The 25,195-nt window shown below is 67.6% G+C and carries 27 protein-coding genes and 3 pseudogenes; 5 read left to right on the top strand and 25 right to left on the bottom strand.

What is annotated here, in order from left to right; translation table 11 throughout:
- Nucleotides 1–20: 20 nt before the first annotated feature.
- From ABT147_RS18685 to rpsB, 8 genes are all read right to left on the bottom strand, one after another.
- Nucleotides 21–1,112 carry a thiamine ABC transporter substrate-binding protein gene (locus tag ABT147_RS18685; RefSeq protein ID WP_351407267.1) on the bottom strand — a complete coding sequence of 364 codons (1,092 nt, stop codon included), beginning with the start codon at nt 1,110–1,112 and terminating at the stop codon, nt 21–23.
- A 278-nt stretch (nt 1,113–1,390) separates the two neighbouring features.
- Nucleotides 1,391–2,497, bottom strand: a complete 1,107-nt coding sequence (gene rlmN / locus ABT147_RS18680; protein WP_351407264.1) for a dual-specificity RNA methyltransferase RlmN — start codon at nt 2,495–2,497, stop codon at nt 1,391–1,393.
- Between the two features lie 95 nt (nt 2,498–2,592).
- Complete coding sequence (locus tag ABT147_RS18675; protein ID WP_351407262.1) at nt 2,593–2,766, bottom strand: hypothetical protein; 174 nt, start codon at nt 2,764–2,766, stop codon at nt 2,593–2,595.
- A gap of 268 nt (nt 2,767–3,034) precedes the next feature.
- The gene (locus ABT147_RS18670) at nt 3,035–4,153 is read right to left on the bottom strand and encodes a phosphatidate cytidylyltransferase (RefSeq protein WP_351407260.1); all 1,119 of its coding nucleotides are present in this window, start codon (nt 4,151–4,153) and stop codon (nt 3,035–3,037) included.
- Nucleotides 4,153–4,710, bottom strand: coding sequence for a ribosome recycling factor (gene frr, locus ABT147_RS18665; protein ID WP_037696051.1), 558 nt, complete (start codon nt 4,708–4,710; stop codon nt 4,153–4,155). The genes ABT147_RS18670 and frr overlap by 1 nt, the downstream gene beginning before the upstream one ends.
- Before the next feature lie 156 nt (nt 4,711–4,866).
- Complete coding sequence (gene pyrH / locus ABT147_RS18660) at nt 4,867–5,628, bottom strand: UMP kinase (RefSeq protein ID WP_351407256.1); 762 nt, start codon at nt 5,626–5,628, stop codon at nt 4,867–4,869.
- A 195-nt stretch (nt 5,629–5,823) separates the two neighbouring features.
- A complete protein-coding gene (gene tsf / locus ABT147_RS18655) occupies nt 5,824–6,660 on the bottom strand; it encodes a translation elongation factor Ts (protein WP_351407253.1) in 837 nt (278 codons plus the stop codon).
- 159 nt (nt 6,661–6,819) lie between these two features.
- Nucleotides 6,820–7,749, bottom strand: coding sequence for a 30S ribosomal protein S2 (rpsB, locus tag ABT147_RS18650; protein WP_351407251.1), 930 nt, complete (start codon nt 7,747–7,749; stop codon nt 6,820–6,822).
- A gap of 283 nt (nt 7,750–8,032) precedes the next feature.
- Between rpsB and ABT147_RS18645 the strand changes: the two genes are divergently transcribed.
- On the top strand, nt 8,033–8,629 hold the full coding sequence (locus ABT147_RS18645) for a murein hydrolase activator EnvC family protein (RefSeq protein WP_351407249.1): 597 nt from the start codon (nt 8,033–8,035) through the stop codon (nt 8,627–8,629).
- 163 nt (nt 8,630–8,792) lie between these two features.
- Here the strand turns inward: ABT147_RS18645 and ABT147_RS18640 are convergent, their stop codons facing one another.
- From ABT147_RS18640 to ABT147_RS18575, 14 genes and pseudogenes are all read right to left on the bottom strand, one after another.
- The gene (locus ABT147_RS18640; protein ID WP_351407484.1) at nt 8,793–9,350 is read right to left on the bottom strand and encodes a TetR/AcrR family transcriptional regulator; all 558 of its coding nucleotides are present in this window, start codon (nt 9,348–9,350) and stop codon (nt 8,793–8,795) included.
- A gap of 186 nt (nt 9,351–9,536) precedes the next feature.
- Nucleotides 9,537–10,373, bottom strand: a complete 837-nt coding sequence (gene whiG, locus ABT147_RS18635) for an RNA polymerase sigma factor WhiG (RefSeq protein ID WP_351407247.1) — start codon at nt 10,371–10,373, stop codon at nt 9,537–9,539.
- 272 nt (nt 10,374–10,645) lie between these two features.
- A pseudogene (locus tag ABT147_RS18630) lies at nt 10,646–11,023 on the bottom strand (DNA-processing protein DprA); the annotation flags it as partial.
- A gap of 144 nt (nt 11,024–11,167) precedes the next feature.
- Nucleotides 11,168–12,931 (bottom strand): annotated as a pseudogene (locus ABT147_RS18625) (recombinase family protein); the annotation flags it as partial.
- 81 nt (nt 12,932–13,012) lie between these two features.
- Nucleotides 13,013–13,213, bottom strand: coding sequence for a hypothetical protein (locus tag ABT147_RS18620; RefSeq protein ID WP_351407244.1), 201 nt, complete (start codon nt 13,211–13,213; stop codon nt 13,013–13,015).
- Nucleotides 13,214–13,270: 57 nt separating this feature from the next.
- On the bottom strand, nt 13,271–13,753 hold the full coding sequence (locus ABT147_RS18615) for a hypothetical protein (protein WP_351407242.1): 483 nt from the start codon (nt 13,751–13,753) through the stop codon (nt 13,271–13,273).
- 309 nt (nt 13,754–14,062) lie between these two features.
- Nucleotides 14,063–14,425 carry a hypothetical protein gene (locus tag ABT147_RS18610; RefSeq protein ID WP_351407240.1) on the bottom strand — a complete coding sequence of 121 codons (363 nt, stop codon included), beginning with the start codon at nt 14,423–14,425 and terminating at the stop codon, nt 14,063–14,065.
- A 250-nt stretch (nt 14,426–14,675) separates the two neighbouring features.
- The gene (locus ABT147_RS18605) at nt 14,676–15,146 is read right to left on the bottom strand and encodes a hypothetical protein (RefSeq protein ID WP_351407237.1); all 471 of its coding nucleotides are present in this window, start codon (nt 15,144–15,146) and stop codon (nt 14,676–14,678) included.
- Nucleotides 15,147–15,324: 178 nt separating this feature from the next.
- The gene (locus tag ABT147_RS18600) at nt 15,325–15,696 is read right to left on the bottom strand and encodes a hypothetical protein (RefSeq protein WP_351407235.1); all 372 of its coding nucleotides are present in this window, start codon (nt 15,694–15,696) and stop codon (nt 15,325–15,327) included.
- Nucleotides 15,697–15,854: 158 nt separating this feature from the next.
- Nucleotides 15,855–16,133 carry a hypothetical protein gene (locus ABT147_RS18595; protein WP_351407233.1) on the bottom strand — a complete coding sequence of 93 codons (279 nt, stop codon included), beginning with the start codon at nt 16,131–16,133 and terminating at the stop codon, nt 15,855–15,857.
- Nucleotides 16,130–16,402, bottom strand: coding sequence for a hypothetical protein (locus tag ABT147_RS18590; RefSeq protein WP_351407230.1), 273 nt, complete (start codon nt 16,400–16,402; stop codon nt 16,130–16,132). The genes ABT147_RS18595 and ABT147_RS18590 overlap by 4 nt, the downstream gene beginning before the upstream one ends.
- Nucleotides 16,399–16,614: a helix-turn-helix domain-containing protein gene (locus ABT147_RS18585; RefSeq protein ID WP_351407228.1), complete on the bottom strand. Its 216-nt coding sequence runs from the start codon at nt 16,612–16,614 to the stop codon at nt 16,399–16,401. Before ABT147_RS18585 ends, ABT147_RS18590 begins: the two co-directional genes overlap by 4 nt.
- Nucleotides 16,615–17,408: 794 nt before the next feature.
- The gene (locus tag ABT147_RS18580) at nt 17,409–19,610 is read right to left on the bottom strand and encodes a phage/plasmid primase, P4 family (protein ID WP_351407226.1); all 2,202 of its coding nucleotides are present in this window, start codon (nt 19,608–19,610) and stop codon (nt 17,409–17,411) included.
- A gap of 174 nt (nt 19,611–19,784) precedes the next feature.
- Nucleotides 19,785–20,000: a helix-turn-helix domain-containing protein gene (locus ABT147_RS18575; protein ID WP_351407224.1), complete on the bottom strand. Its 216-nt coding sequence runs from the start codon at nt 19,998–20,000 to the stop codon at nt 19,785–19,787.
- A gap of 712 nt (nt 20,001–20,712) precedes the next feature.
- On the opposite strand from ABT147_RS18575, the gene ABT147_RS18570 reads away from it, so the two are divergent.
- The 3 genes from ABT147_RS18570 (at nt 20,713) to ABT147_RS18560 (ending at nt 22,169) form a co-directional block, all read left to right on the top strand.
- A complete protein-coding gene (locus ABT147_RS18570; RefSeq protein ID WP_351407222.1) occupies nt 20,713–20,910 on the top strand; it encodes a hypothetical protein in 198 nt (65 codons plus the stop codon).
- A 104-nt stretch (nt 20,911–21,014) separates the two neighbouring features.
- Nucleotides 21,015–21,602 (top strand): hypothetical protein, encoded by a 588-nt coding sequence (locus ABT147_RS18565; RefSeq protein WP_351407220.1) that lies wholly within the window; start codon nt 21,015–21,017, stop codon nt 21,600–21,602.
- 9 nt (nt 21,603–21,611) lie between these two features.
- Nucleotides 21,612–22,169, top strand: a complete 558-nt coding sequence (locus tag ABT147_RS18560) for a hypothetical protein (RefSeq protein WP_351407219.1) — start codon at nt 21,612–21,614, stop codon at nt 22,167–22,169.
- Between the two features lie 62 nt (nt 22,170–22,231).
- Here the strand turns inward: ABT147_RS18560 and ABT147_RS18555 are convergent, their stop codons facing one another.
- Complete coding sequence (locus ABT147_RS18555; RefSeq protein ID WP_351407217.1) at nt 22,232–22,879, bottom strand: TRADD-N-associated membrane domain-containing protein; 648 nt, start codon at nt 22,877–22,879, stop codon at nt 22,232–22,234.
- 149 nt (nt 22,880–23,028) lie between these two features.
- Nucleotides 23,029–23,265 carry a GntR family transcriptional regulator gene (locus ABT147_RS18550; RefSeq protein WP_351407214.1) on the bottom strand — a complete coding sequence of 79 codons (237 nt, stop codon included), beginning with the start codon at nt 23,263–23,265 and terminating at the stop codon, nt 23,029–23,031.
- A gap of 705 nt (nt 23,266–23,970) precedes the next feature.
- Here ABT147_RS18550 and ABT147_RS18545 point away from each other — a divergent pair.
- Nucleotides 23,971–24,210, top strand: a complete 240-nt coding sequence (locus ABT147_RS18545; protein WP_351407212.1) for a hypothetical protein — start codon at nt 23,971–23,973, stop codon at nt 24,208–24,210.
- A 183-nt stretch (nt 24,211–24,393) separates the two neighbouring features.
- Here ABT147_RS18545 and ABT147_RS18540 read toward each other — a convergent pair.
- A pseudogene (locus tag ABT147_RS18540) lies at nt 24,394–25,194 on the bottom strand (DNA-processing protein DprA); the annotation flags it as partial.
- Between the last annotated feature and the right edge of the window lies 1 nt (nt 25,195).

The following is a 25,195-nucleotide window of genomic DNA, read 5'->3' as shown; positions in this document are numbered from 1 at the left end:
CGTCCGTCGCGGGGCCTTCGTTACTTCAGTACGAGAGAGGTCCACGACTTGACCCACTGGTCACGGTTCTCGGCGATCTTCTCCGGCGCCATGGTCTCGGGGTCCTTCGCCGCGGGCCCGTACTCGGTGAACTCGGCGGGCACGGCCGCCCCCTCTACCACCGGGTACACGAACATGTTGAGCGGCATGTCCTCCTGGAACCTCTTCGAGATCAGGAAGTCGATCAGCGCCTTGCCGCCCTCGGTGTTCTTCGCGTTGCTGAGCAGCCCCGCGAACTCGATCTGCCGGAAGCAGGTGCCGGCCGCGACCCCGGTGGGCGCGGTCTTCGGCTTCGGGTCCGCGTAGACGACCTCGGCGGGGGGCGAGGAGGCGTACGACACGACGAGCGGCCGGTCACCGCCCGCCTTCTTGCCGTCCGTCGACCCGGAGAACTCCTGGTAGTAGGCCTGCTCCCAGCCGTCGACGACCTTGACGCCGTTGGCCTTGAGCTTCTCCCAGTAGCCCGCCCACCCGTCGTCGCCGTACTTCGCGGCCGTACCGAGGACGAATCCGAGGCCGGGCGAGGAGGTGGAGGCGTTCTCGGTGACGAGGAGGTCCTTGTACGCGGGCTTGACGAGATCGTCGAACGACCGAGGCGGCTCGATGTTCTTCTCGCTGAAATACGCCTTGTCGTAGTTGACGCAGATGTCACCGGAGTCGACGGGCGTGACCCGGTGCTCGTCCTTGTCGAGCTGGTACTCGGCGCCGACCTTGTCGAGGCCCTTCGCCTCGTACGGCTGGAAGAGGCCGTTGTCGAGCGCGCGGGACAGCAGCGTGTTGTCGACGCCGAAGAAGACGTCGCCCTGCGGGTTGTCCTTGGTCAGGATCGCCTGGTTGACGGCCTGCCCCGCGTCCCCGCTCTCCAGGACCTTGACCTTGTACCCGGACTCCTTCTCGAACGCCTTCAGCACGTCCTTGGAGTAGGCGAAGGAGCCGTGGCTGACGAGGGTGACGTTCTTGGAGCCGGCGCCCGATCCGCTGTCGTCGGAGGACGACGAACCACACGCGGACAGCGTGACGAGCCCGAGGCCGACGGCCGCGGCGACGAACGTTCTGATGTGCGCTGACTGCACTTGATTCCTCCTGGGGTGACCAGGAAGAGACGCGGCCCTGCCCGGGGACCGCCGGAGGTTCCTACGGCTCCCGGGCAGGGCGCAACAGCTTGAGTGAAGACCGAACTTCCTACCCAGAATGACCTGGGCGAGGTTCAGAGGGTCTGCGGCCCGATTGCCGCACTCTCAGCGCTGTGGCGCTCCCCTGTCGGAATATGAAGATATGCGTACGAGGGTCAGAGTACCCCGTGGCCGAATCCCGACTCCTGCCGGTGGCCACGAGCCCTCTCCCCCCCGTTCTACCTCTCGGTGGCCGCCAGCTGTCCGCACGCCCCGTCGATCTCCTGCCCCCGGGTGTCCCGGACGGTCACCGGCACCCCGTGGGCGGCGATGGCCTCGACGAACGCCTTCTCGTCCTCGGGCCGGGAGGCGGTCCACTTGGAGCCCGGGGTCGGGTTCAGCGGGATCAGGTTCACATGCACCGGCTTGCCCTTGAGCAGCCGGCCCAGCCGGTCACCGCGCCACGCCTGGTCGTTGATGTCGCGGATCAGCGCGTACTCGATGGACAGCCGACGCCCGGACCTGGCCGCGTACTCCCATCCGGCGTCCAGGACCTCGCGCACCTTCCACCGTGTGTTCACCGGCACGAGCGTGTCCCGCAGCTCGTCGTCCGGGGCGTGCAGGGAGATCGCGAGCCGGCACTTGAACCCCTCATCGGCGAACCGATGGATCGCGGGCACCAGCCCGACCGTGGACACCGTGATCCCGCGCTGCGACAGCCCCAGCCCGTCCGGCTCCGGATCGGTGAGCCGGCGGATGGCGCCGACGACGCGGTTGTAGTTGGCGAGCGGCTCGCCCATGCCCATGAAGACGATGTTGGAGAGCCGAGCCGGCCCGCCGGGGATCTCCCCGTCCCTGAGCGCCCGCATCCCGTCGACGATCTGATGGACGATCTCGGCGGTGGACAGATTCCGGTCGAGCCCGGCCTGCCCGGTGGCACAGAACGGGCAGTTCATCCCGCACCCGGCCTGCGAACTGATGCACATGGTCACCCGGTCCGGGTACCGCATCAGCACCGACTCCACGAGCGTCCCGTCGAACAGCCGCCACAGCGTCTTCCGCGTGGTCTCCTGATCCGTCGACAGATGCCGCACGACCGTCATCAGCTCCGGAAGCAACGCCTCCTGAAGCTTCGCGCGCGCCCCCGCGGGGATGTCGGTCCACTGCTCCGGATCGTGCGCGTACCGCGCGAAGTAGTGCTGCGACAGCTGCTTGGCGCGAAACGGCTTCTCCCCGATCGCGGCGACGGCTTCCTTACGCTCCACAGGCGAAAGATCAGCAAGATGCCGCGGCGGCTTCTTGGCTCCGCGGGGGGCGACGAATGTGAGTTCTCCGGGCTTCGGCATAACCCTCCCAGTGTCGCAGATCAACTCCGGTGGCCCAGGCCCCAGGAGGGGTGGGGGTGGTCACCCGTGGGTGGCTCGGCGAGATTCCGAGACCGTCAGGAGAGGCCTCGGTAGATCAGCCATCCACCGAGAGCGAGGAGCACAGGAGAGCCCACGAACCAGATCGCCATACCTGTCTGTTGCAGTCGGCCGTCGGAGACCTTACGGCTCAGAACGCCGATCAACGGGAGGCCGAGAGCGATCACGAGCACGCCGACGAGAAGGTCCATGCTGGCCACCCCAAAGGTCGCGGGCCGCTGAGGCGGAGCATCGTACGTGGCCACGAAGCCTTTGAGATACCGGGCCGTCGGCCACTTTTGTGCATGAGGCAGCGCCACGGCCCGGCGTCGGCGTGACGCGTAGGCCGGCGGAGCGGCTGTGGGCCGGAGCTGCGGCCGGGCCCGTCCCCACCCCGGCAAGCCGTACGCCCGGCCACAGCAATGGGCCCCCGCCCCGGCGAACCGGGACGAGGGCCCACAGGCACGACAACCGCGACCGTCAGCCGGAGCCCACGAACAGCACCAGCAGCAGCCAGACCACCGGGGCGGTCGGGAGAAGGGAGTCGAGGCGGTCCATGATGCCGCCGTGGCCCGGCAGGAGCGTGCCCATGTCCTTGATGCCGAGGTCCCGCTTGATCATGGACTCGCCGAGGTCGCCCAGCGTGGCGCTGGCGGCGACGGCGAGGCCGAGGAGCAGGCCCTGCCACCAGGCGCCGTCGTCGATGACGAACTGCATGAGCAGCGCGCCCGCGACCATGGCGAAGGCGATCGCGCCGAGCAGGCCCTCACGGGTCTTGCCGGGGCTGATCCGCGGCGCGAGCTTGTGCGTGCCGAAGCGCCAGCCGACGGCGTACGCGCCCGTGTCGCTGACGACGGTCAGCACCAGGAACACCAGGACCCGCTGCGGCCCGTCGTCGGCGGTCAGCATGAGCGCGACGAACGTGGCCAGGAACGGCACGTAGAAGGCCGCGAAGACCCCCGCCGTGACGTCCTTGAGGTAGTTCTCCGGCGGTTCCGTCATCCGCCAGACGAGGACGGCGAGCGCGGTGAGCGCCATGGCCACCCAGGCACCCTCGGGCCCGCGGACGTACCCGGTGACGACCATGGCGGCGCCACCGACCGCGAGCGGAACGAGGGGCGCCTTGATGCCCTTGCGTTCCTGTAGGCGCGAGGTGAGCTCCCACAACCCGACCACCACGGCCACCGCTATCACGCCGACGAAGGCAGCCTTGACGATGAACAGCGAGGCGACGATGACCACGCCGAGCCCGACGCCGACCCCTATGGCGGCGCCGAGGTCACGACCCGCGCTCTTCTTCTGCGGGGCGGGCTGCGGGGCGTCGGGCATGGGCTCCGGCTTCTGCGGCGCCTCCCCGTGGGGGTGCGCCGACGGCGTCTCGTCGCGGAACGGGGGGCCGGCCTGCCGAGCGGCCCCCCGGTCGTCGTCCTGGTTCCCGCCATGCGCGGGTACGTCGGGCACGATGGGCATGGGCCGAGTCTGCTGGGCCTCAGGCGCATCGTACGGGGGACCCGCCGGGGCGTGCCCCTGGACAGGTCCCCGGTCGGTCGGCGCCCAGTACCCGGCTTGTGGCGGCGCTCCCCAGGAAGAGTCGTTCATCAGACCTCGAGGAGTTCCGCTTCCTTGTGCTTGAGCAACTCGTCCACCTGGGCGACGTACTTCGCCGTGGTGTCGTCGAGCTCCTTCTCCGCACGACGGCCCTCGTCCTCGCCGACCTCACCGTCCTTGACGAGCTTGTCGATCGCGTCCTTGGCCTTGCGGCGGACCGCGCGGATGGACACCTTGGAGTCCTCGGCCTTGCTCCTGGCGACCTTGATGTAGTCGCGGCGGCGCTCCTCGGTCAGCTCGGGGAACACCACTCGGATGATGTTGCCGTCGTTGCTCGGGTTGACGCCCAGGTCGGAGTCGCGGATCGCCTGCTCGATGTTGCGCAGGGCGGTCTTGTCGAACGGGGTCACCACGGCCATGCGCGGCTCCGGCACCGAGAACGAGGCCAGCTGGTTGATCGGCGTCAGCGCACCGTAGTAGTCGGCCACGATCTTGTTGAACATCGCCGGGTGCGCACGACCGGTGCGGATCGCGGCGAAGTCGTCCTTGGCGACGACGACGGCCTTCTCCATCTTCTCCTCGGCCTCGAGGAGGGTCTCTTCGATCACCACTTGCTCCTGCGTGTCTTGAGTAGGCCCGGCAGCTGTTCTTGGTCTGGTCGGCGGCCGGCTGCGTCGCGTCTTGTTCCTGCACGGTTCCCGACCGGCAGGACATTGTCCATCCCCCCGGTCAGGCTCCGTCCCCCGGGCAGGGGAAGGACCCGGTCAGGCCCGGCTTCCCTGATCACCCACGAGAGTGCCGATCTTCTCACCCTTGACGGCCCGCGCGATATTGCCCGCCTTGAGAAGCTCGAACACGAGGATCGGGAGCTTGTTGTCACGGCAGAGCGTGATCGCGGTGGCGTCGGCGACCTTCAGCTCCCGGGTGATGACCTCGCCGTAGCCGAGGGAGTCGAACTTGACCGCGTCCGGGTTGGTCTTGGGGTCGGAGTCGTAGACCCCGTCCACGCCGTTCTTGCCCATCAGCAGCGCCTTGGCGTCGATCTCCAGAGCGCGCTGGGCGGCGGTGGTGTCGGTGGAGAAGTACGGCATGCCCATACCGGCGCCGAAGATGACCACGCGGCCCTTCTCCAGGTGACGCACGGCGCGCAACGGGATGTACGGCTCGGCGACCTGGCCCATGGTGATGGCGGTCTGGACGCGGCTGTCGATGCCCTCCTTCTCCAGGAAGTCCTGGAGGGCGAGGCAGTTCATGACCGTACCGAGCATGCCCATGTAGTCGGAGCGGGCACGGTCCATGCCGCGCTGCTGGAGTTCGGCGCCGCGGAAGAAGTTGCCGCCGCCGATGACGACCGCGATCTCCGCTCCGTCGCGCACGACGGCCGCGATCTCCCGGGCGATGGCGTGCACCACGTCCGGGTCGACGCCGAGGCCACCGCCCCCGGAGAACGCCTCTCCGGACAGCTTCAGCATGAACCGGCCGCGTTCCGCTTTGCTTTCGTCGCTCTTCTCGGGCTTGGTGGTCATGGAGATTCGCCTCTTTACCTGTCGCACATACGAAGAAGGCCATTGCCGGTGGGGTGGTGTTCGCATCCCATGCGCGGCAATGGCCTCCTCGTCAGATCCGCTGTCGTCCGTCGCGCGTCACGCGCGCACGTGGCGTGCGTACGCGAACGACTGCACTCGACCCTATCGGGGCCGGGCGCCCGTCGCGTAACGGACTCAGATGCCGACCTTGATGCGCGTGAAGCGCTTCAGGGTGACACCGGCCTCGTCCAGGACCTTCTGGACGGACTTCTTGTTGTCCAGCGCGTACGGCTGGCCGAGCAGCGTGGCGTCCTTGAAGAAGCCGTTGAGGCGACCCTCGACGATCTTCGGCAGGGCGGCCTCGGGCTTGCCCTCGGCGCGGGTGGTCTCCTCGGCGACGCGACGCTCGGACTCGACGACGTCGGCCGGCACATCCTCCTTGGAGAGGTACTTCGGCGCGAAGGCGGCGATGTGCTGGGCGATGCCCTTGGCCACGGCGGCGTCGGCCTTGTCCAGCTCGACCAGGACACCGATCTGCGGGGGCAGGTCGGGCATGGTGCGGTGCATGTAGGCGAAGACGAAACCGTCCGCGTACTGCGCGAAGCGGTCGAGGACGATCTTCTCGCCGAGGTTGGCGTTGGCCTCGTCGACGTACGCCTGGACGGTCTTGCCGGCCTCGATCTCGGAGGCGAGCAGGGCCTCCAGGTCGGCCGGGGAGGTCGCGGCGACGTGCGCGGCGATCGCGTTCGCGGCGGCCTGGAACTTCTCGCCCTTGGCGACGAAGTCCGTCTCGCACTTCAGCTCGACCAGGACACCGGAGGTGTTGTCGTCGGCGATGAGGGAGACCACGGCGCCGTTCTCGGCGGAGCGACCCTCGCGCTTGGCGACGCCCTTCTGGCCCTTGATGCGCAGGGCCTCGACGGCCTTGTCGACGCTACCCTCGGCCTCGTCCAGGGCCTTCTTGCAGTCCATCATGCCGGCGCCGGTGAGCTCACGGAGCTTCTTGACGTCAGCGGCGGTGTAGTTCGCCATGATCTGTGAATCTCTTCTCGGAGTTCGAAGTCTCGAAGTCGGCGTCCGCCGCCGCTCGTAGGGCGGGCGCCCGCCGAAGATCTACGGGCTGTGGATGAACGGCGGGTGGCGCGCTCGGCGCCACCCGCCGTCATCTCGACAGCGCTACGACCGTGAAGGTCAGGCCTGCTCGGCGTCCGCGGCCGGAGCCTCGGCGGCGGGCGCCTCGGCCTCGGCGGCGGGGGCCTCGGCAGCGGCCTCGGCCGGAGCCTCGGTCTCGGCGGGGGCCTCGGCGGCAGCCGGAGCCTCAGCGGCGGCCGGAGCCTCGTCGGCCTTCTTCTCGCCCTCGAGCAGGTCGCGCTCCCACGCGGCCAGCGGCTCGCCGGCGGCCTTGTCGCCCTTGCCCTCGGTCGCGACACGCGAGCGGGAGATGAGGCCCTCGGCGACCGCGTCGGCGATCACACGGGTGAGCAGCGTGACGGAGCGGATCGCGTCGTCGTTGCCGGGGATCTTGTAGTCGACCTCGTCGGGGTCGCAGTTGGTGTCGAGGATGGCGACGACCGGGATGTTGAGCTTCCGGGCCTCGCCGACCGCGATGTGCTCCTTCTTGGTGTCCACGATCCAGACGGCGCTGGGCACCTTCTGCATCTCGCGGATACCGCCGAGGGTCTTCTCCAGCTTGGCCTTCTCACGCGAGAGGACCAGGAGCTCCTTCTTGGTCAGACCCGAGGCCGCGACGTCCTCGAAGTCGATCTGCTCGAGCTCCTTGAGGCGCTGCAGCCGCTTGTAGACGGTGGAGAAGTTGGTGAGCATGCCGCCCAGCCAGCGCTGGTTGACGTAGGGCATGCCGACGCGGGTCGCCTGCTCGGCGATCGCCTCCTGCGCCTGCTTCTTCGTGCCGACGAACATGACCGTGCCGCCGTGGGCGACGGTCTCCTTGACGAACTCGTAGGCGCGGTCGATGTACGACAGCGACTGGAGCAGGTCGATGATGTAGATGCCGTTGCGCTCCGTGAAGATGAAGCGCTTCATCTTCGGGTTCCAACGACGGGTCTGGTGACCGAAGTGGACGCCGCTTTCCAGCAGCTCCCGCATCGTGACGACGGCCATGGCCGTTCTCCTTGTATTTCTCGGTTGTGCCGCGGGAACCGGACGGCTCCCGCGCCTGACGCCCGCGATGCGCCGTTGCCACGAAGGACCGAGGGGCGCTGATACGGACCGTCCGACGGATCTGACGGACCTCGTACCGGGGCGTGCGAAGTCGACCCGGTGACCCGGATCGCCATCAGAAGTGTACGGGACCCGCGAGGCCCCGGGTGACGCCGATATCCACAACCGACGAGTACTCCACAGATCCCGGCCATGATCGCGCCATCCGCGCGACGCTTCCCCCATGTCTCACGAGATGCCCCACGAGCGAACGACCCGACGACGTGCGCGTCTTTGGCTTGCCCTGTTGCTGTGCCTGACCTCGGCACTCCTGGCCACGGCCTGGACGACGGCACCCCGCGCGGCCCCGGGACCACCGGGCACCGACGAGCCCGTACCCGCCGTCGGCCGCGCCTGGCCGGTGGGCCTGCGCCCCTTGGTGATCCACTCCTGGGACCCGCCCCCGACCCCCTACGCCCGAGGCCACCGGGGCGTCGATCTGTCCTCCCCCGCCGGCTCCCCGGTACGCGCGGTCGCGCCGGGCCGGGTGTCCTTCGCGGGCCGGGTCGCGGGCCGAGGAGTCATCGCCGTCGAACTGACCGGCACGGGCGAACCACCCCTGCGCACGACCTACGAACCGGTCCGGCCCTCGGTGAAGAAGGGCGACGAGGTAACAGCGGGCGCCCTCCTGGGCACCCTGGAGGCCACCCCCTCCCACTGCCCGACAGCCTGCCTCCACTGGGGCCTGCGCAGAGGAGACACCTACCTGAACCCACTGTCGCTACTGCCCCCGTGGCTCCTACGGAGGGGCCCGTCCCGCCTACTACCGGTACCGGCGTAGCCGCGCCACCGCCGCATTCAACTGCGGGCAATCGTGCCGCTGGGGCGGCACGGGTGGGCGCAGGCGGTACCTCGCAACCGCCGAGCAGCGGACCCGCCCCCGCCCAGCCCCAGCGGAGGGCGCCGAACCACGAGGGCTCAGCCCCAAAGCAGGCGCCGCAACCTCAGCCCCGCACACCCCGCAGAGCCATGCCCACGGCAGCCTCAGTGATCGCGGAGGGATCCTCGGCGGCCCCCAGCTCGATACGCCGCACGGCCGCGTCCACAACCCCCTGCAACAGCATCGCCGCCAACCGCGGCTCCGCCTGCCCGAGCCCCGCGAGCGCCTCCACGATCATCGCGACGAGCCCCCCGTGCGCGGCCCGGATCTTCTCCCGCGCCCCGGCGTCCAGCTCACTCGCCGAGATCGCCACCACGGCCCGATGCCGCCGGTCCCCGACCAGCTCCAACTGCTTGCGGACGTACGCCTCGACCTTGCCCTCGGGCTTCTCGACCGAGGCCATGGCCGCCTCGACCTCCGCCGCCCAGACGGGGAAGTCGACCTCGCACAGCTCCTCGACCACGGCGGCCCGCGACCGGAAGTACTCGTACACGGACGACCGCGCCAGCCCCGTACGCTCGGCGAGCGCCGGGAACGTCAACGCCTCCGTCCCACCCTCGGACAGCAGGGACCGCGCCGCGTCCAGCAGGGCGGCTCGCTGCATCGACCGGTGCTCGGCCACGGAGGCCGCTCGAATCCTTGGCACGTCAACCACTCTACGGACGGACCGCGGCCCACGGGAGTGCCTTCCCCCGACGAGCCCCCGCCCACCCCGCCGAAGCCGGCACGCACACTGCGGACAGCAGGTGGGCGCGCACGGCGGACGCACACAGCGGACGCACACGACATCCGGCCAGATCCCACCGGATCAACGGCCGAAACTCGCCAGCTTCGCCCGCAGCTGCAGCACCGACTTCGTGTGGATCTGACTCACCCGGCTCTCGGTGACCCCCAGCACGTTCCCGATCTCCGCGAGGGTGAGGCCCTCGTAGTAGTACAGCGTGACGACGGTCTTCTCCCGCTCGGGCAGTGTGTTGATGGCCCGGGCCAGGAAGCGGCGCAGCTCCCGGTCCTCGGCGACCTCGACCGGGTTGTCGGCGGCGGTGTCCTCCAGCGTGTCCATCAGGCTCAGCCGGTCGCCGCCCTCGCCTCCGACATGCAGCAGCTCCTCCAGCGCCACCACGTTCGCCAGCGACAACTGGCTGAAGACCGCGTGGAGTTCGTCGACCGCGATCCCCATCTCGGCGGCGACCTCGCCCTCGCTCGGGGTGCGTCTGAGCCGTGACTCCAGCGTGGCGTAGGCCCGCTCCACGTTGCGCGCCTTCTGCCGCACCGACCGGGGGATCCAGTCCAGCGCGCGCAGCTCGTCGATCATGGCGCCCCGGATCCGGGTGATCGCGTACGTCTCGAACTTGATCTCCCGGTCGATGTCGAACTTCTCGATCGCGTCGATCAGCCCGAAGACCCCGGAGGAGACGAAATCGGCCTGCTCGACATTGGCCGGCAGGCCGACGCTCACCCGGCCCGCGACGTACTTCACCAGCGGTGAGTAGTGCAGGATCAACTGCTCGCGCAGCCGTTCGTCGCCCGTCGTCTTGTACGTCCGCCACAGCTCGTCGAGTGTCGAGGGGGCGGGCGGGCGCACGGTGCCGCGAGCGGCGGAGGGAACCGCCGCCCGGTCAGACCCGGAGGTGTGCTGGGGCATTCGTCGCCTTGTGCCGTTCTGCCGTGAACTGGGGGTGCCTGGGTGAGCTGTCGGTCTGATGTCGAGTTGCCTGTCCTGAGTCGGAATCCTCGTGAGCGTAGCGTGACTGAGGAGTCGCAGTGCGCGAAGGTCGGCGGATCGCCGGTGCGCAGATACGTTCCGCTGGACGCCCCGCGGGGGCACGCCGCTCGCCCTGTGTGACCGGGCCGGGACGCCAACTGCCGGAAACCACAAGGCTGTCGGCGTTCCCCCGTACGGCCGAACACACCCGGTCAACCCGGCCTCCGATCGGAGGAGACCGAGATCATCGCCTGGCGTGTCAACTTCCAGCCGTCGCCGTGTCGTTCGACGTATCCGAGTGCGCGGAGTTCGTACAGTCTCCCGACCGCGTCGTCCACGGTTGTGCCCGCGCCCCGGGCGACCTCGTCGGCGGGCACGGCCCCCCGCCCCGGCAGCGCGGCGAGAACCTGCCGCGCGCCGGGTTCCAGCAGGTCACGGGGGAGGACGGGCCCCCGTCGGTCGGGCGCCAGCTCTCCCATGTCACCCACCAGCTCGACGACTTCGGCGGCGTCGGTCACGAGCACGGCGTCACCCCGCAGCAGTTCGTGCACGCCGGCCGAGAGGGCGGAGGTCGCGGGGCCCGGGAGACCTGTTCCGGCGGACACCTCTTCTTCCTGGATATCCGCGTCCGTGAAGGCGCGCGGGTCCACGCGTCCCTCAACGCGCAGCGGCGGCACCAGGGGCGCAGTCCACACGGGCTGACCCGTGTCGGGCAGGGCGGCCATGATCTCGTCCCAGACCCCGCAGTTGCGCCAGGTCTTGTAACGGGAGTGGATGCCCTTCCACAGGCCGAACCGCTCAGGAAGCTCCTCCCACAGAACGCCCGTGCGCGCCTTGTGGAACATCGCGTCGAGCATCACGCGACCGGGGCGCATGCGGTGGTTCGGCGGCTCCCACGCCTTGACGATCGGCTCAGCCAGCGCCCATGCCTCGTCGGTCAGCTCGTCCGGCACGAGCCGCCCGTTCGCTTTGAACCACCCCGCCATGGAGCAGGCCAGACCGACCCGGGGTCGCGGGATCGGGCCGGTGATGGTGACCTTCACGTCCAGCAGCGCCAGCACCTCGCCCTGCTCAGCCGAGGTCATGTCGGCCAGGCGCTCACGGGCGACGGTGGCCAGGGCGGCAAGGTCATGCGCTCGCTGCCCAGCGGCCTCGGTCTCCTCCAGCCACGCCGTGGCCTCGTTGCGCATCGCCTGGAGCTGTTCCAGTTCCTCGGTCAGCGCGCGGGTCGCAGCGGCCACGGCGACCGCCGGTAGCCCTGCCTTGGCGTAATCGGTGACCGTGGTGGTGATGGCCCGCTCGCGCTCCTTGATCTGGCGGTCCAGGTCGCCGATGCGGTCGGCGTGGTTGGTCTGGTCGCCAGCGGCCATGCCGACCCATTCAGCCGCCATGGCCTTGAGGCGATCCGGGTCGCTCAGCAAGCCGACCACATCGCCCCACACAGCGGCCTCGACGGCGTCGGCATCGACCACGTCACACGAGCACTGCGGGTCGCCCGGGTACTTCTGCGCCTTGCCCGTGCACCGGTACCACCGCCCCGCCCGGCCTGTGCGCTTCAAGCCGACGTAGTAAGCGCCGCAGTGGCCGACGATGCGCTTCGAGAGGGGGTAGCCGTGCGGCTTCGGCTTGGGCTTGCCGTTGCCGAGTCGCCCCATGGCCGTGCTGAGGTCGGCCACTTCCTCCGGCGTGAAGATCGGGTCAAGCTTGATCGTGACCGTTGCGCCGTGCTTGGCCGTGCCGTCCTTATTAAGGGCCGCACCGTGTCCGGCGTGCGCACGGTTGGGGTTCCGGAAGGTCACGATCGCCTTGAGGGTCGAGTCAGACAGGAGCTTGGCCCGCAGGTTGGAGTGCGACCAAGGCTTGCCCGACCGCGTGACCATCTCCAGCGCGTTGAGCCGCTGGGCCATCTCTCGCGTGTTCAGCCCCTCATCGACGGCCATCTTGCGGGCGGCCTTGAGGATGGCGGCCTCGTGCTCGTCGACGACCAGGAACGACCCGCGCTTGCCCTTGCCTTCGATCCGGTAGCCGTAGGGCGGTGCGCCACCCGGCCACCCGCCCGCCTCGGCCTTCTTCTGCAACCCGCCTTGGGTGCGCTCGCGGATCAGGTTGTACTCCATCTCCGCGATGGCCGCGTACTGCTGCAACATGAACTTGCCGTGCGTGGTGGTGGTGTCGATGTCCTGGGTGACCGACACGATCGCGGTTTCGAGGTCTTCGAGCTGCCAGATCCACCGCCAGAACGCCCGACCCGTCCGGCCCACCCGGTCGAACTTGTGGACCACGACCACGTCAATGAGTCCGGCCTTCACGTCGGCCATCAGCCGATCGAAGCCGGGACGCTTGGTCAGGGAGCCGCTGACACCCTCGTCCTTATAGATGTCGTGCAGCCGCCAGCCCTTGCCCTCGACGTACGCCCGGCAGGCGTCGTCCTGGACGTCGAGGCCATAGCCGCGCGTCTGCTCCTCGGTGCTGACCCGCTCCAGGATGGCGGCTCGCATGCTTTGCTTGCTCACGCTGGGTTCCTCAATCTCTCAGCACTGCGGCCCGGTCGGGGGTGCGACCCCGACCGGGCTCGTTCATCAGCGGGCGAAGTAGGCCGTGCAGTCGACCCAAACGAAGTCGCCGCTGGCCTCGTCGGCGGCAAGTTCGCGCACCTTCAGTGCGTGCGTCTCGGGGCAGGCGGCCACGGCCTTGTTGGCCAGCCGCTGGATCTCGTCGCGGGAGTGGTGCTGGGCGGTGACCACGCGCCCGGCGGGGTTGCGGTACTGGATCTTGAACACTGGGGCTCCTCAGGGGAGCCGGGCGGCCTCAGCCGACCGCCCGGCGGGGCGGGTCGGTCAGACGGTCTGGAACTTGAGGGTGCGGCGCTCCTTGCCCTTCACCTCGTAGACGAAGTGGTCGCCGTCCATGTGGCCGGTGAAGGTCGCGCGACCTACCTTGGCCGTGACCTTGGCGGGAGCCTTCGCCTTGGGGGCGACCTTGCGGGCGGCGCGGGCTGCGGCGCGCTCGGCCTTCTCGGCGGCCTTGGTCTCAGCGCGCTTCACGCCAGCGGCGACCATGTGGGCGAACGCGAACTTGGCCGCGTGGGTGGAGGCGTCGGCGGAGCTGGCGATGCCGTCCACCGTCCGGATGACCTCGGTGCCGTCGGCCCCCGCCTTGATCAGGAACGACTTCAGCTTGGCGTCATGGCCCGGAGCGAACTGGCGCTTGGTCTCCGCCGCGCAGCCGGTGGTGCGGCCGTCAGCGGTGGCGAACTGCGAGCAGGTGCAGGCGACGGGCTCGGCCTGGGCGGTCTTCGCGGCGGTGGTGTTGGCGGCCATTTCGTGCTCCCTGAATTCCCCGAATTCCGGCCTGTCCGGAATTGCTGAGAAAATCGAATCACGGGATTTGCGTGCCGCACAATTCCTGAAATTTAGCCGAATCTAAAAAGGTGCGCAGAATAGGCGGGTCGAGACCTCTTTCCGCACCGCCATTCACGGCCCGTTATGACCACTCGCCGTGATTGGAACTGGAAAATGGAACAGGGGGAGACCACCCCCCCAGCGGCCCCGCGCCCGGCCAGAGGGGGCGTCCGGGGGTGTTCCAGTTCCATGTTCCATTTTCCATTCGTCACGAGGAATATCCGCAGGTCACCGACCCAGGTAGTCCCGATTGTTGGCCACGTCCCAGTAGTGTTCGTTGCGGCGAGGCTCGCGGATTCGCTTTATGTCGTCGGCGTGATGCGCCTCGAACATCGGCTTCAGGTCCTCGGCCTGGTGGGCGGCCTTGAGAATGCCAGCGTGCAGGGACTTGACCATGTCGACGATCGCGGCGTCCATGGGGGTGTCGCCCTCCTGGACCTGACGCGTCATGTACTGAAGCGCGGTGGCCAAGTTGCCGATGAATTCCGGCATCTGCGCGAAGTCGTGGCCGATCTGCATCATGCCGTCGGGGTTGTACATCATCGACGAGCCGACCATCTCCCTGGACGCCTCGATGATTCGCGCTTGCATATCGACTCCTGATGTCACGTCACGTTGATTTGGCGATTACGGGTGGTGGCCGGCGGTCATGTTGAGGGTTGGCGCGCGTGGGCCGGATCTGGCTTGCGTAGTCGGCAAGGTGGTCCGGGGGTCGGGCCGGATCTGGCTTGCTCGGTCGTCAAGGTCGGGCCGATCCGGTCGGGATCTGGGTCGGATCTCAACTCCCAGATCCCGACCGGACGTTGCTCGGTCGGCAAGACCGGGTGGACCTGATCCGGATCTACGACCGCCGGGCGTTCTCCACGGCCGTGGTCCGCCACAGAGGTCCGCCGTCGGCGTTCAGGCTCGTGATCAGCCGTCCGAGATCGGGCTCTCGACCACAGACCTTGCTGGCGGCCTGAGCGGTCGCGCGTGCCAGCAGCTCACGCTCGGGGATCCTCTGCGCGTTCGGGAGGGCAGTCGCGTGCTGCCGGACCAGGGCGTTGCGGGTGCAGGCGGCTTCGGCCAGGTCGGCCAGGGCGGCCACCGTCGCATCGAACTTGTTGGCCAGGTCGGGCAGCGTGACGCCCTCGGCCGACAAGGCGGCCTCGGCTTCCGCCCTGAGCTTCTCGCGCTGGGTCTGGCGCTCGGCCTCCAGCCGGGCACGCTCGTCGGCGGTCGCCAGCTCGGTGGCCTTGGCCTGGAGCCGGGCGGACTCCTCGTCGGCGAGGACCTGCCGGGCGCGGCTCATCAGGTCGTCTGTGTTGGTCATGGTTCCTCTTCTCGTGTGTCTCGGGTGGTGTGCGGAATGGGTGGGCTGACGCCCGTTGTGCGTACCGCTCTGGCTGCGGCTCTCCGTGGCTCGCCCTGGATCTCTCGTGGGCTGGCCGGGCCCCGTGGGCCCCGGCGGGGCGAGAGGCCGTCCGTAGGGCCGTCCCGCCCCGGAGCGGCTATCCCCGGCCGCGCACCCGGTCTGCCGGGCGGCTCTCGTCCACCACCTCGGTGCGGCCGTCCCCGTAGGTCCGGATCGCCTGGCCGGTGACCCGATCCCGGTGCTCGGTGTACGACTTGGCGGCCTGTCCGGCGTGGGCGTTCTCGCGCCCGATCCCGGCGTCTTTCCGGATCTGGTCGGCCTGCTCCTCGGTCATCGTGCCGTCCCCGGCCACGACCACGCCCTCGATCACGGCGGACCCCATGGGGGCCCGTAGATCCGGCCGGACGAAGCTGCCGGGTCCGTGCCGCATGGCCCGGATCTCCTCCACACTCGGCCCGTCCGGGGTCATCGGTCCCTGCACGATCTCGCTGAATTCACGGTTCGTCATTTTGATTTCATTCCTATTCGTTTAGGTCAACGATGAGTCCGCGCGCGTGCGCGCGAGGCTCCGCCGGTTTTTGACCAGTCACACTTGGGGTCAGCTTTTTAGCGGCCTCATGCGCACACGCGAGGCGTCTGCCCGCTCCGTCCAGTCCACACAGAGACTTACTCCAGCAGCGTGATGACCGCTTCGCTGATGTACTGCTCTTTGGTCTTCACCCCCGCGAGATCCGCCCTTTCCATCAGCCAAGCCACCTCGGCGATTTCGGTCGGCGTCCCTCGCAGGATCTTTTCGGGCTGCCATCCGTGCGGCACTCGTTCGTAATTGATTACCGCCTTGACACCCCTGCGGGTGATACGCCAGCCGGTCACCTTGCCAACCACCAGCCCGTGCCGGGGATGGTGCCCGAGCGCCCAAGTCATCCCGTCCGCAGGCATGATCACGACGCGGTCCCCCGTTCCCGGATTACCGCGTGGTCGCGCTTCTGGCTCCATTCGGCCACCTGCGCCCACGCCTCGTCGCGGCTCATCCGGCAAAGTGTGGTGACCTTTTCGGGGCTCGTGTCGACGCCCTTCAATTCGGCCAGCCCCGCCGTCACGCCCTCTTCGGTGACGAGGAAGCTCGCCACCCTGACGGGCACCAAGCCGTGAGGCGTCATGACCATTGCCCACCAGGGGTCGCCCTCTTCCGGCAACGCCTCGAATTCACTCACTCCGTCACCTCCTCCATTTCGCATCCGAGAGCCCTCAGTAGAAGCATCGCGTTTACGCCGTTCGGCGCGTGGCGGTCGTTCTCCCACTGGCTGATGTAGACGCTGCCAATGTTCATTCGGGCGGCCACCTGCGCCTGCGTCAGCCCCCGCGCCGTGCGGGCTTTCTTGAGCTTCTGACCTGAGAACACCGGGCCTGTTTTCGCCCTGTCCATACCCCAATTAAAACCCCCCACATATGGCCCTCGTAATACCATTCCGGGGGTTGCTTTCAAAGCAAATAGACGTGGCTTTCCCGGGGTGCTTTTCTGGGGAGTGTCAGGGATGGGAAGTTTTGGGTCCACCACTTCCCTCCCTCGGGTGGACCTCACCCGAGAAGCAGCGAGCCCCAACCAGCCGTCGGGTCTGGTTGGGGCTCCTGCGTGTTGGCGGCAAGGTGACGGCCGGCCTTACTTCCGGCTATCGACCTGAAACTTCTCGTGACTGGCCGTCCGGCCTGCGCTCCCCCGGGCCACCTGCCGCGCGCTCTGGTGTCATCCCGGCCTCCGGCGATATCTCCCGTGGCCTCCGGGCCCGCCCCGGGGCCCTCGTGCCGCCGGGCCTCTCTCGTGCCCTCCGGAGTACCGTCCCGGGCCCCGGCCTCCTTGACCCGCCAAGGGCGTGCGCTGGCCACCCCCGTCACCCCCGTATTGGCACCCCGGTCATACCCGTCATACCTAGCTGCACACCGTGCTTTCCGTACGGAGAGAGGGGCTCCACCCTCTATTTCTTCTAGATTTCCGCAGGAGGTATGACAGGTATGACGGGTATGACGGCACCCCCTCCCGCCGGGCATTTTTCCTAGAGAGCAAGTACGGCCAGGTATGACAGCAGGTATGACGGAGGTATGACAGCAGGTATGACGGAGGTATGACAGCACCCCGTAATGCGCCCTCTGTGGCCCAAATACAAAACCGCCCCCGTCATACCTACGGTTGGCAGGTATGACGGGGGGCGTGACCGCTGGCCGCTAGTCGGCGGTCTTCCTCAACGTCATGCCGGTGTACACCTGGATGCGAAGACCGTTGATGGTGGGACGAGTCTTCTTGAACTTGCCCCGGAACGCTGCCGAAAGTTGCGTACCGAAGGTGTCAGAGGAACCGCCATTGAGGCCCCGGAGCTTGCACCAGGCCGTGTACTCGTCGAACAGGTCCAGCACCGGAATGTTCTTGTCCGGCCCGAACTCCATTCGGTCTTCGGCGAATTCCTTCACCTTGGACGAGTTGGCGTTCATTTCGGCCCGCACGCTCTTGGACGAGTCAGGCTCGGTGAATCGACCCTGCTCGGCGAGCCGGTCGATGCCGTCGAGGGACCAACGCAGGATGGCCGGAACTTCCTTGAATAGGCGGTCCAACAGGCCGAGATCCTCCCGGCCCAAGAAACTCTGCTTGAACTCGACCGTGATGAACCGGTTGGGGAGAGCCCCCGATGGGTCCGGCAGCGAGAGCGTCTCGTTGGACATCAGCATGATTCGGGTGTTGAGCACGCCGTCGAACGCTTCGCGGTTCTTGCGGTCGATCTGGATCGGGTCTCGGCCGGTGATGGCCAAGAATCGCTCGACGATCGTCTCTCGGTCGCGCTTCGGGGTTCGGGCGTCACCTACGACAGCCAACGTCTTGCCGACCATAGGAGCAAGGCCGAAGTTCGTCGTGAAAGCCGACATCGTCATGCCCGCGATGTTCTGCCTTCCACCAAGCAGAGCGCTGAGAACCTTCTGAATGGTGCCCTTGCCGGAGCGGGTCTGGCCGACCAACAGCAGCAACTTCTCCAGGTCGTTACGGCCCGACAGGATGTAACCGAACCACTCCTGAATGACCTTGATGGCGTCGGCGTCGTCCGGCAGAACGCTGTCCAGGAACTTGAGCCACTCGCCCGGCTGCTCGTCGGTCTCCTCGTACTCGAATGGGAGCGAGGTCATGGAGAAGAAGGCGGGGGTGGCCGGGGACATCGTGCGGGTCTTGATGTCGAGAAGACCGTTCTGGAACGCGACCACCTGCCCACAGCCCCGGTGGTCAAGCCAGTCGCCTGTGTCGACCTCCTTAGGCAGCAAGTTGATGTTGCGCACGGCGTTTGCCACGTCACGCACTCGGGCGGTGTTGGGCTCCCAGCTGAGCGTCTTGACTTCGCCGTTTTCTGCTTTGTCGTACACGGCGTGCTCCAGGCGATTCTGGATGTCAGCAGTAACGCTCTGGTCTTCGACGTGGTCCCAGTGTGATCCGGTCCACTTGACCCACGAGCCGCGCCAGCGACGCAATGTGAGCTGGCCGTCGAAGGTCCACAGGTCTTCGTTAAGCCGCCTGGCGACCGGGACGGGGCTGTCCGGGTTCGGCATCTGGTTCTTCTCCTGCTCCGAGTTCCACACGGAGTCGATGGTCTTCTTGAACGAGTCGTGATCGATCGGGTACGCACTCGCCTGGTTGATGTTGGTCAGGACCGCTTCGTACACTTCGTACGAGTGGAACGAGAGCGCCATAGTGCCGGAGACCCGGGTGAGCCAGTTGTTACCGCGCTCACCCGTCGCGAAGTCGAGCATCAGATCCTGCGCTGCTCGGCCGCGTCCTCGCCCGTTGCTACCGCCGTGGACTTTGTCCGCCTTCGGCTGGTTCTCCTTGCGGAGGCACTCCGGCGCGTCCATCAGCTCGCCACCTGCCCACTCGTACCGACGTCCTGACTTGTGGAAGCTCGGAGGCATCACGATTCCGGTTCCGTCGGCTCGGAAGTCGTAGCCAATCTCGTTGTCCGAGTGACTCGGCCACGCGCGTTCGTCGTCCTCACGGATGCGGAAGTGAAGGTGTTTGCCCTTGCCGGACGTCACCTTGAGAGCACGGTTGAAGACGACCTCACCGAGCAGCTCACGCCAGTGGGTCTCAGCCCCGGGCTTGTCGAGATCCAGGACCACGCGCTTCGAGACCTGACCGGTCGACAGCCAGAGGCCGTGACCCCTGAACGTGCACGTGCTGTACGTGGCTGCCATCTCGGGGAACGTCCGCCGACCGAGCGCGTTCCAGTCGCGCTTCCAGTAGATGCCCATATCGCCCGGGTTCTTGTCACCGCGCTTGATGGGGAAGACCTGAAGACCCTGCTCGGCGTACTCGGCCCAGACCAGGCCAATCGGTTCGGACGCCACTTGCGCCCGGTCCAAATCCCGTGATTCCGTGGTGGTGTTGGTCATTGCGGATACCGCCTTCTCTACGGCCCCTCGGTTCGGTTGGTCGCCACTGCCGGGGGGTCGAGGTGTGTCTGGGGGTGGGTTACTTCGGCTGCGTCTCAGTGCGCTTGCCGAAGAGCAGACGGAGGAGCCGCTTACGCTCGGACTCCGTCATGGGGCGCGCGTCCTTGATGTCCATCACGCAGCCGCCGACCGGACGAAGTCGTCCATCCGTGCGCCGAGGACATCGGCGATGGTGGCCAGGGTCTGGACGTCGGGGCGACGGTGGCCGTTCTCGTACGCCGAGATGGCGGTGTTGTGGAGGCCCAGCGAGGTGGCGAGCCTTCGCTGAGACACGCCACGGTCGCGCCGGATCTGGCGCAGCGCGTCAGGGCTGAATGTGCGTGCAGGCATGGCAAATCCCGTCGGAGATGTGGACTGGGGTTGCCGAACACGGCGGGATCTTCGGGTCACGTCACCGATGCCGTCAGGTGAGGCCCTGACCGGGGGCTGTGCCGCCCGGCTGCACCCAGTCCACCACGGGGGTTCGCGCTGCGTCTATTTGCTTGTGGAGCAAGTCCCCTGATGCCGTCGGCGGCCTTCCCGGACATTCACGAGTCGTGGTCGTGCTCAACACGGGAGGTGACCGCCGGCCGTCACCTGGGGTCTCAACATGACTCCGGGCGTCCGGCGGCCTGGCCTGCGGGCGCGGGCATACCCAGCGGCGGCCTCCCATGGGGTACGGGAGCGCCTGGAGCCTCCGCCCGGGGCGTCCGGCCGTGCCCGCCAGCACGAGGGCGCGGGAGATACCGTCTCTGTCCTCAGACCCTTCTCCCGGTCAAACACCCTGCGCTGCGCTAGAGTTGCCGACTGCAGGGGGCAGTGCCCCCACCACGCAGCACGCAGCGAGCCTGGACCCGACGTTCCTGGTCACGGACAAAGCATGTCCCGAGTACGCACGCGATGCCAGCCTAAAAGGGAGAAGCGGGTACCTAGCGGCTTTGGCCAGGCCACCCCCCCCATGAGCCCCAGACGTCGGTGGGCCTCAGCAAGACCACACGTGTGTCACGTGGTGGTCGGGCTGAGGTCTGACACCCGGTCCGATCACCAGAAAGGTATTCGGACCGTGAACCTCTCTCTCGGCGTCAAGGTGCTGGTGATCGTCACCTGCATCCTCTTCTCAACGCTCGTCGGCATCGGAGCTGGCTGGATCAGTCATAAGCCGGGGGCGCGCAAGCGTGACGGTGTCCTCGTCGGAGGCGGCACCTTTGGCGGCACCCTAACCCTGTGCCTGCTGACGCTGACCGTGCTCGGCGTGCTCTGAACGCGCGGACGCCCCGGAGACCGTTACGGTCTCCGGGGCGTCCGGCCGTACCCGCCAGCGAGAGGCCCCCGGAGATACCCTCCTGGGCCGTATGCTCTTCGACCATGGAAATCACGCCCGTGATAGCCACGCTCACCGCAGCGGGGTTCGGGTCTCTCATGACGTTGCTTGTCGCCGTGGTGGTCCAGAAGACGACCCTGAAGCGCGAGCGAAATCACAAACTGTGGGAACGTCAGGTCGCAGTCTTCGAAGAGTCCCTCAGGCACGAGAGGAACCTCGCCCAGAAGAGGCGAGACGCGATGCGGGACCCGGAGGGCGACCTGTTCCTCTCCCTGGATCAGGTTTTCCAGGAAGCCGATATAGCAAAGATCAGCGCCAACCTTGAGCTCTATGGGTCCCCCGAGATGAGGGCGGCTCATCAGGCGGCATGGGAAGCCTTCCGGGACTGGATGTTGGAGTTCATCCAGTGGCAAGTCCACAACAAGCGGACCGGGCCCGGCCACGAGGAGGAAGTGCGCGCCGAAGCGGTTCGCGAGACGACCAAGCGGTGGCCGAACGTTGAGAAGCTCTCGACCAAGGCGGAGGAAGCGCACGAGGAGTTGGCCAAGGCCATGCGCGGGAAGGCGATCTTTGAGCCCATTGCCAGCCACGTAAGCCCACCGAACCGGCAACTCCCCGGTAGCGGGGCCTAGGATCTCGCCATGGCCTTGCAACCCGTGGATGCCACCCTCATCGCCGCGTCGGTCGGCGCAGCAGCTGCAACAGCCGCTGTGCTGCTTACGCATCTGTTCGCCCGTAGCCGTGACCGTCGGCACAAGTTGTGGGACCGCCGCATGGATACCTACGCAGAGGTCATCCGGTCTCGCCGGGCGATGTCACGGACGCGACGAGACGTCTTGCGCGAGAAGACGTTCCCCGAGGGACCACTCGACCCCGACCACGAGGGTAGGGCGTTCGGTCTCACCGAAGCCCAGTTGGAAATGTTCGGTTCGCCAGAGGTCATCAAGCTCGGCGACGAGTCGTTCGACGCTCTCAAAGGGTGGATGGTCGCCCTGCTGGAATGGCGCGACCTGAAGATGCTTGCCCCTCTCGATGATGATCTCCGGCTCAAGGCGGAAGCCAAGTGGGCTGAGTTCGAGAAGCGGGCCGAGATCGCCACTGCCGCAGACGCAAAGCTGAACGAGGCTATCAAGCGTGAAGCCAAGTTCCGTAGATCCAAGCGGCAAGGCTCGGCCCGACTCGCTTTCTGGCGCGACTGACTATCAGGGGACACAAGGACTGAGCCCCGGAAACCATCGCTGGTTTCCAGCGCCCTCGCGTCTCAGGTGGTTGAGCTCCCCGGCTCGACCTCTCTGGGCTGCTCCCCCGGCAACAGGCGATCGACCATCGTCTCGGGCTTGGCCTCCATGCCCAACGCCTTCATGGCGGCAGCCGCGTTTAGTCGATCCTTCGCTTGCGGATCTTCAATGCGGTCGATGAAGGTCGTAGCGATCTCAAGCTTGTGATCGATATCGATCTTCGCTTCGTTGTCCTCGGCAGCCTTGGTGAGGTTGGCCATCGTCCGCTTGGAGTGCAATGCGAGCGCACCGCCGCCGACCGTGATCAACGCACCGGTCAGGCTCGTGACGAGAGGCAGGTAGCTGAGGTCAGGGTTCCCGGCGTGAACCAGCGCAAGTACGCCGCCCGCCAAGATGATCAAGGCACCACCGGTCATGAACCACACGCTCAGGCGAAACGTCCACTCAGCCTGCTTCAGCGTGTGGTTCAGGAAGTCGAAGTGGAACTTTTGCCGCTGCTCGGCGAGGCGGGAACCCTTTCGGGGCGGAATCCTAACGTCACCCGTATTGATAACAACCGAGCTATTTTCACCAATGGCGACACTCCGAATTTCGCCGCCTACCGACACACCTTCACCCTGGCTGTTGCCTCGGAACTCGTGCATGCCTGCCCCCGTTCGCGACTGGCGCATCGTCAGCTCCTGCCAGCGTAGCGGCAGGAGCTGACGATGCGCCGTCCGTCGTCAGACTGCAGGGAACTCGGCAAGCAGACCGGCCACCTCGGGTACGTCGCGAAAGTCAGTCAGCCGCTTCAAGACCACCTGCGCCCGGCCGTCGGCACTCATTCGGCGTCGGCGACGAAGGTGCCCAAGCCCAACTCGGTACGCACCTGGCCGGTGTCGCGCAGATGCGCGAGGGCCTTCTGAGCGGTGCTGGCGGCGATGCCGAACTCTGTGCTCAGCTCGACGATGCCCGGCACGCGGCTGCCCGGCGGATAGGTCCCGTCGGCAATCCGCTTGCTGATGACCTCGGCCACCTGGCGCCAAACCGGACGAGAACGGTCAAGATCGACACTCACTCCTCGACCGTACGATCACGCAGTCACCCGCGCTACCGCAGTCTTATGCGATATCGCGATCTCGCGGTAAGGTGCGATACCTCGATACCTGCTGGTCAGAGCGACGAGGGGGCCTCAATGGCCGGGTTAAGCATTCGGGTCTACAAGTACGACGCCGCCACCAAGGAAACGCGCGAGGTCAGCGCACGAGAGTGGTCGGTCGACACCATGCCGAATCTGCCCCTACTCGATGACCGGTGGCCGCTCTGCGAGTGCTACCGCTGCCGAGGCAACGGCACCCCGGACCGGCGCTGACCTGACCGGCCATCAGCCCCCACCCCAACTCGACTGGGGTGGGGCTTCGTTGTGCTTTGCGTCTCGGCGCCCTGTGTGCGCTAGCATTGCGACGGGAGCCCCTCAGGGGCCCCTCGCACCTGGGCGGTCGGGCGTTCGCTGCCTGAAACCAGGACGCTATCCCGTTCACGCTCGGGGCTCCCTTTTCAAGTCCGACAGGGGGCCTGACGCACCGAATGCAACAACGGGAAGCCTGACACTGACACTGACACTGACAGTCGTTGCACTACCGGGCTGACATACAGCCCACCCGAGAACATTTGCGCTGATGTGCGTCAAGCGCGGGTGTCTCGACCCAAACCGAAGGGTTTGGATCGAGGCTGCCTGCGCACCCGATCCGACCCATGACAGGGAAGGTCAGGATCAGGATCGGTGAACAGCACAGTCATCATCCTCTTCATCATCGCCCTCGCTGGCGTGGTCTCCGCCTCGATCACCTACGCCAAGAAGCTGGCGGACCAGGTGCCCGAGCTGCTCGAATCCTTCGCAAAGGCACGCGCCGCGTGGGAGGACTTCAAGAAGGGCGACGGTTCGTCCAGGCCCGAGCTGCCGCCCGCGAACGCCCTCGGGGAGCCCGAGAGCCCCCCGGGGGAGCCGCCTATGGCCGCGTAGGGGCGTCCCGGGCTTCGGTGGGGTCTCGGAGCGCATGAGACCCCCGCCGGGGGCACCGGCCCGGCGGGCACACGAGAGGCCACGGGAGATACCCCCCGTGGCCTCGTGCCAGATGACCGGGTGACGCTATGCCGCGATGGCCACCCGGAACCGGATCGGAGCCAGAGCGGCACCCCCGGAAAGAGGTGTGGGCACGCCCATCGTGAACCGGCCCAGCCGCTGCGCCGCCCGCGCCGTGACCAGCGCGCCGCTGCGGTACGCCGCCTCCACGACCACGGTCCCCCTGGTGAGCGCGGCGATCACCCGGTTCCGCAGGATGAACCGGCTCGGCGTCGGATGCTCCCCCGGTGGCAACTCCCCCACCACGAGCCCCTGTTCGGCGATTCTGCCGATCAACTGCGCGTGCCCCCGGGGATACGGCCGGTCCACCCCGCAGGCCAGCACGGCGACGGTCGCCCCACCGGCCCCGAGGACCCCCCGATGCGCGGCCCCGTCCACCCCGTACGCCCCGCCGGACACGACCACCCACCCCCGCTCGGCCAGCCCCGCGCCCAGCACGGCCGCCATGTGCGCCCCGTACTCCGTACAGGCCCGCGCCCCCACCACGGCCACGGACCGCAGCGCCCACATCCGCACATTCGCCTTCCCCCGCACCCACAACCCCACGGGCCGCCCGTCCCCGAGATCATCGAGCTGCCCGGGCCACTCACCGTCGCCGGGCACCAGGAACCGGACTCCGGCCTCCCTCGCGTGGGAGAGGTCCCCTTCGGGGTCGGCGCGCCCGGCGCGGGCGCACAGTCCCGCCCACCGCTTCTCCGAAGCGTCCGGCAGTGGTCCCCCGCCCCCGGAGAACCTCCGTGCCACTTCCCGGGCTCCGAACTCCCGCAGCCACCTGCCACCGAGCTCGTCTCCGGGTTCGAGGACACGGGCCAGGAAGGCCCGGTCGAGCCGCTCGGTGTCCGGCACCCCGCCACCGCGGGTCATA

The organism is Streptomyces sp. NPDC001868, from assembly GCF_040297125.1.
Taxonomy (GTDB): Bacteria; Actinomycetota; Actinomycetes; order Streptomycetales; family Streptomycetaceae; genus Streptomyces.
Note: the sequence above shows the minus strand (reverse complement) of the source record. Positions and strands in the feature narration are given on the sequence as shown.

Coding starts and splice junctions, on each gene's coding strand:
- ABT147_RS18600 (WP_351407235.1), bottom strand. CDS start 15,696: ATGACGAACCGTGAATTCAGCGAGATCGTGCAGGGACCGATGACCCCG.
- ABT147_RS18565 (WP_351407220.1), top strand. CDS start 21,015: ATGGAAATCACGCCCGTGATAGCCACGCTCACCGCAGCGGGGTTCGGG.
- ABT147_RS18645 (WP_351407249.1), top strand. CDS start 8,033: ATGTCTCACGAGATGCCCCACGAGCGAACGACCCGACGACGTGCGCGT.
- ABT147_RS18675 (WP_351407262.1), bottom strand. CDS start 2,766: ATGGACCTTCTCGTCGGCGTGCTCGTGATCGCTCTCGGCCTCCCGTTG.
- rlmN (WP_351407264.1), bottom strand. CDS start 2,497: ATGCCGAAGCCCGGAGAACTCACATTCGTCGCCCCCCGCGGAGCCAAG.
- tsf (WP_351407253.1), bottom strand. CDS start 6,660: ATGGCGAACTACACCGCCGCTGACGTCAAGAAGCTCCGTGAGCTCACC.
- ABT147_RS18575 (WP_351407224.1), bottom strand. CDS start 20,000: ATGCCTGCACGCACATTCAGCCCTGACGCGCTGCGCCAGATCCGGCGC.
- ABT147_RS18580 (WP_351407226.1), bottom strand. CDS start 19,610: ATGACCAACACCACCACGGAATCACGGGATTTGGACCGGGCGCAAGTG.
- ABT147_RS18615 (WP_351407242.1), bottom strand. CDS start 13,753: ATGGCCGCCAACACCACCGCCGCGAAGACCGCCCAGGCCGAGCCCGTC.
- whiG (WP_351407247.1), bottom strand. CDS start 10,373: ATGCCCCAGCACACCTCCGGGTCTGACCGGGCGGCGGTTCCCTCCGCC.
- ABT147_RS18670 (WP_351407260.1), bottom strand. CDS start 4,153: ATGAACGACTCTTCCTGGGGAGCGCCGCCACAAGCCGGGTACTGGGCG.
- ABT147_RS18585 (WP_351407228.1), bottom strand. CDS start 16,614: ATGGACAGGGCGAAAACAGGCCCGGTGTTCTCAGGTCAGAAGCTCAAG.
- ABT147_RS18560 (WP_351407219.1), top strand. CDS start 21,612: ATGGCCTTGCAACCCGTGGATGCCACCCTCATCGCCGCGTCGGTCGGC.
- ABT147_RS18610 (WP_351407240.1), bottom strand. CDS start 14,425: ATGCAAGCGCGAATCATCGAGGCGTCCAGGGAGATGGTCGGCTCGTCG.
- pyrH (WP_351407256.1), bottom strand. CDS start 5,628: ATGACCACCAAGCCCGAGAAGAGCGACGAAAGCAAAGCGGAACGCGGC.
- ABT147_RS18605 (WP_351407237.1), bottom strand. CDS start 15,146: ATGACCAACACAGACGACCTGATGAGCCGCGCCCGGCAGGTCCTCGCC.
- rpsB (WP_351407251.1), bottom strand. CDS start 7,749: ATGGCCGTCGTCACGATGCGGGAGCTGCTGGAAAGCGGCGTCCACTTC.
- ABT147_RS18555 (WP_351407217.1), bottom strand. CDS start 22,879: ATGCGCCAGTCGCGAACGGGGGCAGGCATGCACGAGTTCCGAGGCAAC.